Origin of the sequence: Klebsiella sp. V115_8 (assembly GCF_029967715.1) — a bacterium.
GTDB classification, from domain to species: domain Bacteria; phylum Pseudomonadota; class Gammaproteobacteria; order Enterobacterales; family Enterobacteriaceae; genus Klebsiella; species Klebsiella quasipneumoniae.
Window position 1 is genome coordinate 73,815 of the sequence record NZ_JASCAR010000037.1, and the last position, 6,883, is coordinate 80,697.

Annotated in this window: 8 protein-coding genes; 7 read left to right on the forward strand and 1 reads right to left on the reverse strand. The window is 59.0% G+C overall.

The features are described 5' to 3' along the window. Nucleotides 1–34: 34 nt before the first annotated feature. On the reverse strand, nucleotides 35–1,075 hold the full coding sequence (locus tag QLG03_RS17265) for an oxidoreductase (RefSeq protein WP_233672701.1): 1,041 nt from the start codon (nucleotides 1,073–1,075) through the stop codon (nucleotides 35–37). 190 nt (nucleotides 1,076–1,265) lie between these two features. Between QLG03_RS17265 and blr the strand changes: the two genes are divergently transcribed. From blr to rsxC, 7 genes are all read left to right on the forward strand, one after another. Next, entirely contained in the window at nucleotides 1,266–1,403 is a 138-nt protein-coding gene (blr, locus tag QLG03_RS17270) for a division septum protein Blr (protein ID WP_012541534.1), read from the forward strand. A gap of 115 nt (nucleotides 1,404–1,518) precedes the next feature. Continuing rightward, the gene (locus QLG03_RS17275; RefSeq protein WP_233672700.1) at nucleotides 1,519–2,889 is read left to right on the forward strand and encodes a GH1 family beta-glucosidase; all 1,371 of its coding nucleotides are present in this window, start codon (nucleotides 1,519–1,521) and stop codon (nucleotides 2,887–2,889) included. A gap of 215 nt (nucleotides 2,890–3,104) precedes the next feature. Then, nucleotides 3,105–3,320 carry a transcription modulator YdgT gene (gene ydgT / locus QLG03_RS17280; protein ID WP_004202843.1) on the forward strand — a complete coding sequence of 72 codons (216 nt, stop codon included), beginning with the start codon at nucleotides 3,105–3,107 and terminating at the stop codon, nucleotides 3,318–3,320. 75 nt (nucleotides 3,321–3,395) lie between these two features. Continuing rightward, complete coding sequence (locus QLG03_RS17285; RefSeq protein ID WP_023289920.1) at nucleotides 3,396–3,836, forward strand: DUF2569 domain-containing protein; 441 nt, start codon at nucleotides 3,396–3,398, stop codon at nucleotides 3,834–3,836. Between the two features lie 78 nt (nucleotides 3,837–3,914). Continuing rightward, nucleotides 3,915–4,496 (forward strand): electron transport complex subunit RsxA, encoded by a 582-nt coding sequence (gene rsxA / locus QLG03_RS17290; RefSeq protein WP_002907658.1) that lies wholly within the window; start codon nucleotides 3,915–3,917, stop codon nucleotides 4,494–4,496. Next, nucleotides 4,496–5,074, forward strand: coding sequence for an electron transport complex subunit RsxB (rsxB, locus tag QLG03_RS17295; RefSeq protein ID WP_004202846.1), 579 nt, complete (start codon nucleotides 4,496–4,498; stop codon nucleotides 5,072–5,074). The genes rsxA and rsxB overlap by 1 nt, the downstream gene beginning before the upstream one ends. Beyond that, on the forward strand, nucleotides 5,067–6,883 hold a 1,817-nt coding region (gene rsxC / locus QLG03_RS17300), incomplete at its 3' end, for an electron transport complex subunit RsxC (protein ID WP_282473661.1). The genes rsxB and rsxC, both read left to right, overlap by 8 nt.

A 6,883-nucleotide genomic window follows, 5' to 3' on the forward strand; every position in this document is an offset into this window, starting at 1 on the left:
TACCGGCCCGGCAGCCGCGCTGCCGGGCTATTTTTCACACCAGGCTGAGCGTGGCTCGGTGCCGGGCCGACTCAATACCGAGCTCAATCAGGGTCATGATCTGAATCGCCTCGCTGGCCGGGACCGGGTTTTCTCCCACCCCGTTGAGCGCATCGCGGATAGCGGCATAGTAAGCGGGATAATTGCCCGGCAGCGTCAGCCACGTCTCCTCGCTGCGTTCGTCGCCTTCGACGCGAGTGAGAGTACCGTCACGCATATCATACCCCCAGTCCTCCTGCGGCAAACGTTCGCCATTTTTCAACCGCTCCTCCTGCGGGTCGAGACCGTACTTGATATAGCTGGCCCGCGAGCCGTGGACGATAAAGCGCGCGCTCTCCGCGGCGGCGAGCAATGTGCCGTGCAGCACCACCCGCCGCTGGGGATAGGCCAGCACCGCGTGAAAATAGTCAGTGGATTGCGCGCCGGGCCGAAGCTGAGCGAGATCGACCGTGATGCTCACCGGCAGACCAAACAGCGCCACCGCCTGGTCGAGCAGATGCGGTCCAAGATCATACCAAATTCCGCTCCCGGGGCCCGCCTGCTCCCGCCAGCGCTGGCGCACCTGCGGCCGGAAACGGTCGAAATGTGATTCGAAGTAACCCACCTCTCCCAGCTGGCCTTCGTTGATCAATGTTCTGACCGTTAAGAAATCACTGTCCCAGCGCCGGTTGTGAAATACCGACAGCACCCGACCCCAGTGCTTCGCCAGGCTCTCCAGCTCGCGAGCCTGTGACAGTGTCACGGTAAAGGGTTTATCCACCACCACGTGCTTCCCGGCCTCCAGCGCCGCTTTCGCCAGTGGGAAGTGCGTGTCGTTCGGCGTGGCGATGACCACCAGATCGATCTCCGGGTCGTTCAGCAATTCACTCGCCGCACTGACCACCTTCACGCCAGGCCAGTCGGCATGAACTTTGGCCGCGTCGCTGCTGGAGACCGTCGTCAGCGCCAGGCCCGACGTGCCGCTGATTAACGGCGCATGAAACGTTTTGCTGGCGTAGCCATAGCCCACCAGCCCCACCCGGATCGCATCACTCATGTTACCGCCTCGCTTATTCAGCTGATGTCAATATCTGGTTAATGAGAATATTCTTACAAACCGCGACTCAAACTTATCATTTTTCCACTTACGGTTTTACCGCATGCGTGAAAAATCAGACAGATACCCCTTGTGATCTGCTGACCATAGAGTAACATTTCCCACTGTGTTCAAAGGATATTGAAGTGTTATGACGACTGTTTTTACCCGTATTGTAGAACTTATTGGCTGGATTGTTTTTGGGATTTCCGCACTGCTTTTGGTTATCGCGCACCATATTGATAATTACCAGTCGCCACCGCCAGCGGATGTGGTGCAGACAAAGTAGCGCCGCCGTGAAACAGTGACCAGCTTCGCAACTGTGCAACCGGTTTCAGAAACCGGTTGCACACCTCTCCTTGCTTTGATTACACTCCCTCTATCATCAGACTGGGAGCTTTTTCATGGCCGCTTTTCCGCAACATTTTTTATGGGGTGCCGCTACCGCAGCGTATCAGGTCGAAGGTGGGCACGACGCTGACGGTAAAGGACCGTCAATCTGGGATATTTACTCTCACCTGCCGGGAACCACCTTTGAAGGGACCACCGGCGATATCGCTGTCGATCACTATCACCGTTTTCGCGAAGACGTGGCGTTGATGGCCGAGATGGGCCTGCAGAGCTATCGCTTTTCCATCTCCTGGCCCCGCCTGCTGCCCACCGGGCGCGGCGAGGTTAATGAAGCAGGCGTGCAGTTTTATAGCGATCTGATCGATGAACTGCTGGCGCATAATATTGAGCCGATGATCACCCTCTATCACTGGGACCTGCCGCAGGCCCTGCAGGATGAGGGCGGCTGGGAAGCACGCAGCACCGCCGAGGCCTTCGCCGAGTACGCCCGCCTGTGCTACGCGCGCTTTGGTTCGCGGGTGAAGCTGTGGGCAACCTTTAACGAGACCATTGTCTTCATCGGCCACGGCTACATTAACGGCCTGCATCCCCCGGCCGTTCGCGATCCGGCGCGCGCCATCCAGGCCTGTCATCATGTGTTTATCGCCCATGCGCTGGCGGTGAAGGCTTTTCGCGAGATGGCCGTGGCGGGCGAGATTGGTTTCGTCAATGTGCTGCAGCCGCATACCCCACTCACCGACAGCGAGGCAGACCGGCAGGCTACCGACCTGGCTGACGCCATCCATACCCACTGGCTGTACGATCCGGTGCTAAAAGGCGCCTATCCTGCTGCCCTGCTGGCGCAGACTCAAGCGCTGTGGGGCGTACCGCGCTTTGCTCCAGGGGACGACGCGCTGCTGCGAGACAACCGCTGTGACTTTATCGGTCTGAATTACTATCGTCGGGAAACGGTATCCGCCCGGCCGCCCGAAATCCCCACCGGCGGCGAGCCTGGCGTGGAGGGGTTATTCTATTTCGTGCGTAATCCGCAAAGCACCTATACCGAATGGGGCTGGGAGATCTGGCCGCAGGGGCTGACCGACGGCATTATGATGATCAAGGCGCGCTATGGCGATATCCCGATCTATATCACCGAGAATGGCCTTGGGGCGAAAGACCCGATTATTGCCGGTGAGGTGGTCGACGATCCGCGAATCGACTATCTGAGCAGCCATATTGGCGCCCTGGAAAAGGCGCTGGCGCAGGGAGCGGACGTCCGCGGCTATTATCCCTGGTCGTTTATCGATTTGCTGAGCTGGCTCAACGGTTATCAAAAGCAATATGGCTTTGTCTATGTGGACCACCAGCAAAATCTGGCACGCAAACGAAAGAAGAGTTTTTATTGGTACAAATCTGTTATTGCCAGCCGCGGCGAACAGCGTTAATCTTCTCCTGCGGGCGCCATTCGGCGCCCGGTCTGATTTAGAATATTCTTAAACATCTCCCTGCTCTTCAAGGTTGGCTTTGCTCCTTGTCATGGGTTTTTATAACCTGAATCATTCCACGCGGCCCCGGCAGAAGGCGCCGTTGGTTGAGAGTAGGTTTAGTGAATGCTGATAATATTCAACGTAATTATTCCGATTATAAAATGGATACGAAAATGACCGTTCTGGACTATTTATTAAAATTCCGCAAAATCAGTTCGCTGGAAAGTCTTGAAAAACTATTTGATCACCTTAACTACTCCCTGACTGACACCGAAGAGATCGTTAATATGTATCGCGCCGCCGACCATCGCCGGGCAGAGCTGGTTTCCGGTGGTAAATTGTTCGATGTGGGCCAGGTGCCTAAATCCGTTTGGCGATTCGTGCAGTAAGACTGTCATCCTTCACGCCAGTTGCTTATACTTCCCGGCCTGCTTTTATATACTGGCGTTGAATAGGGGAGAAACATGACGTCTCAATCTGCGGAGCGCATCGGCGGCTGGCTGTTGGCACCGCTGGCCTGGTTGCTGTTGGCGCTGTTGAGCGCCTCGTTATCGCTGCTATTTTTTGCCAATGCCCTCATGTCGCCGCAGACCTGGGCCCTGCTGCGCGCCATGAGCACCGGACACATGGCGCTGTGGGTCGCCTCGCTGCTGTTTGCCATCGCCATGTGGTTTTATACGCTCTGGCTGACCATCGCCTTTTTCAAGCGGCGCTCGCTGGTGCCGAAACACTATATTATCTGGCTGCTCATTACGCTGTTGCTGGCGATAAAGGCGTTTGCCTTCTCCCCCGTTTCGGATGCCCTTGCTCTGCGTCAGCTACTGTTTCCGCTGCTGGCCGCCGCGCTGCTGGCGCCCTATTTTCGCCGTTCACAGCGGGTCAAACGGACCTTTGTTAATCCGTAAAAACCCCACACTTAACCTGTTGTCGCCGGTATCGTTTTATTCGATAATAAGCGGCTTTTTTTCGTTTCAGGTCGCATGATGGCTGATTATTTACTGCTCTTTATCGGTACTGTCCTTGTCAATAACTTCGTTTTAGTGAAGTTTCTTGGCCTGTGCCCGTTTATGGGTGTTTCCAAAAAGCTGGAAACCGCAATGGGAATGGGGCTCGCGACCACCTTCGTGATGACCCTGGCCTCTATTTGCGCCTGGCTGATTGATACCTGGATCCTTATCCCGCTAAATCTGGTTTATTTACGTACCCTGGCCTTTATTCTGGTTATCGCCGTGGTGGTTCAGTTCACTGAGATGGTGGTGCGTAAAACCAGCCCGGCGCTTTATCGCCTGCTAGGGATCTTTTTGCCACTGATCACCACCAACTGCGCGGTGCTTGGGGTGGCGCTGCTGAACATCAATCTGGGCCACAATTTCCTGCAGTCGGCGCTGTACGGTTTTGCCGCCGCCGTCGGCTTCTCGCTGGTGATGGTGCTGTTCGCGGCGATCCGCGAGCGTCTGGTGGTGGCCGATGTCCCCGCGCCGTTCCGCGGTAATGCCATCGCGCTGATTACCGCCGGTTTAATGTCTCTGGCCTTTATGGGCTTTAGTGGTTTGGTGAAGTTGTAATGAGCGCAGTCTGGATAGCCGTGATCGCCATCAGCCTGTTAGGGCTGATTTTCGGCTTAATACTGGGGTACGCGTCGCGCCGTTTCGCGGTGCAGGACGACCCGGTGGTGGAAAAAATTGATGAACTGTTGCCGCAGAGCCAGTGTGGGCAGTGCGGCTACCCTGGCTGCCGCCCCTATGCGGAAGCGGTGGGCGTGCAGGGTGAGAAAATTAACCGCTGCGCGCCGGGTGGCGAAGCGGTGATGTTAAAAATCGCCGCCCTGCTCAACGTCGACCCGCAGCCCGTCGACGGCGACGAGCAGGCAGCCGAGCCGGCCCGCATGCTCGCCGTGATTGACGAGCCGAACTGCATCGGCTGCACCAAATGTATTCAGGCGTGTCCGGTGGATGCCATTGTCGGGGCGACCCGCGCCATGCATACCGTGATGAGCGACCTGTGCACCGGCTGCAACCTGTGTGTTGCCCCCTGCCCGACCCAGTGCATTTCACTCGTTCCGGTGGCGACGACCCCGGAAACCTGGAAATGGGATCTGCATACGATCCCGGTGCGAAATATTCCTGTGGAACAACATGTTTAAGCTATTTTCCGCTTTCCGAAAAGACAAAGTCTGGGATTTTAACGGCGGTATTCACCCGCCGGAGATGAAAACCCAGTCTAACGGCACCCCGCTGCGCCAGGTTTCCCTGCCGCAGCGCTTTGTGATCCCGCTGAAGCAGCACATCGGCGCCGAAGGCGAACTGTGCGTCAAGGTCGGCGACCGGGTGCTGCGCGGCCAGCCGCTGACCCGCGGTTGGGGAAGAATGCTGCCGGTTCACGCTCCCACCTCCGGCACCGTTGCCGCTATCGCCCCGCACACCACTGCCCATCCGTCCGCGCTGGCGGAGATGAGCGTGATCATTGACGCCGACGGCGAAGACCGCTGGATCGAACGCGACGGCTGGAGCGACTATCAGACCCGCACCCGTGAAGCGCTGATTGAGCGCATCCACCAGTTTGGCGTTGCCGGCCTCGGCGGCGCGGGCTTCCCCACCGGCAGTAAACTGCGCGGCGGCGGCGATAAAATTAAAACGCTGATCATTAACGCCGCCGAGTGCGAACCCTATATCACGGCGGACGACCGTCTGATGCAGGACTGCGCGGCGCAGATTGTCGAAGGGATCCGCATCCTTGCCCATATTCTGCAGCCTGACGAGGTGCTGATCGGCATTGAAGACAATAAGCCGCAGGCCATCTCGATGCTGCGGGCGGTGCTTTGCGACGCCCATGGCATTTCGCTGCGCGTGATCCCCACCAAATACCCCTCCGGCGGCGCCAAGCAGCTCACCCAAATTCTCACCGGCAAACAGGTACCCCACGGTGGTCGCTCTTCGGACATTGGCGTGCTGATGCAGAACGTCGGTACAGCCTTTGCGGTGAAACGCGCAGTGATTGACGGCGAGCCGTTAACCGAGCGCGTAGTCACCCTCACCGGCGAGGCGGTAGCCCGGCCGGGCAACGTCTGGGCGCGCCTTGGCACGCCGGTGCGCCATCTGCTGAACGACGCCGGCTTCTGCGCCAGCGCCGAGCCGATGGTGATCATGGGCGGGCCGCTGATGGGCTTTACCCTGCCGGGGCTCGACGTCCCGGTGGTGAAGATCACCAACTGTCTGTTAGCCCCCTCCGCCAGCGAGATGGGCGAGCCGCAGGAAGAGAAAGGCTGCATTCGCTGCAGCGCCTGCGCTGACGCCTGCCCGGCCGATCTGCTGCCGCAGCAGCTTTACTGGTTCAGCAAAGGCCAGCAGCACGATAAAGCCACCGCCCACAATCTGGCGGACTGCATCGAATGCGGCGCGTGCGCGTGGGTATGCCCAAGCAATATTCCACTGGTGCAGTACTTCCGTCAGGAGAAAGCCGAGATCGCGGCGATTCGCCAGGAAGAGCAGCGCGCTGCGGAAGCCAAGGCGCGATTCGAGGCCCGACAGGCGCGCCTGGAGCGTGAGAAAGCGGCCCGCGCCGAGCGGCATAAAAAAGCCGCCGTCCAGCCTGCCGCCAAAGATCAGGATGCGATTAACGCCGCCCTGGCCCGGGTACGTGATAAACAGCGCGACGCCGCGCAGCCTATCGTGATCCAGGCCGGCGCCAGACCGGACAACAGCGAGGCGATCGCCGCCCGCGAAGCGCGGAAGGCCGAAGCCCGGGCGCGTAAAGCGCAGCAGCAGGCCGCGCCGGCGGAAACTCCGTCGACCGACGCTGCCGATCCACGCAAAGCGGCCGTGGAAGCCGCTATCGCCCGCGCCAAAGCGCGCAAAGCCGAACAGCAGGCCGCGCCGGCGGAAGCCCCGGCGGCCGAGCCGGTCGACCCGCGTAAAGCCGCGGTGGAAGCCGCCATCGCCCGCGCCAAAGCGCG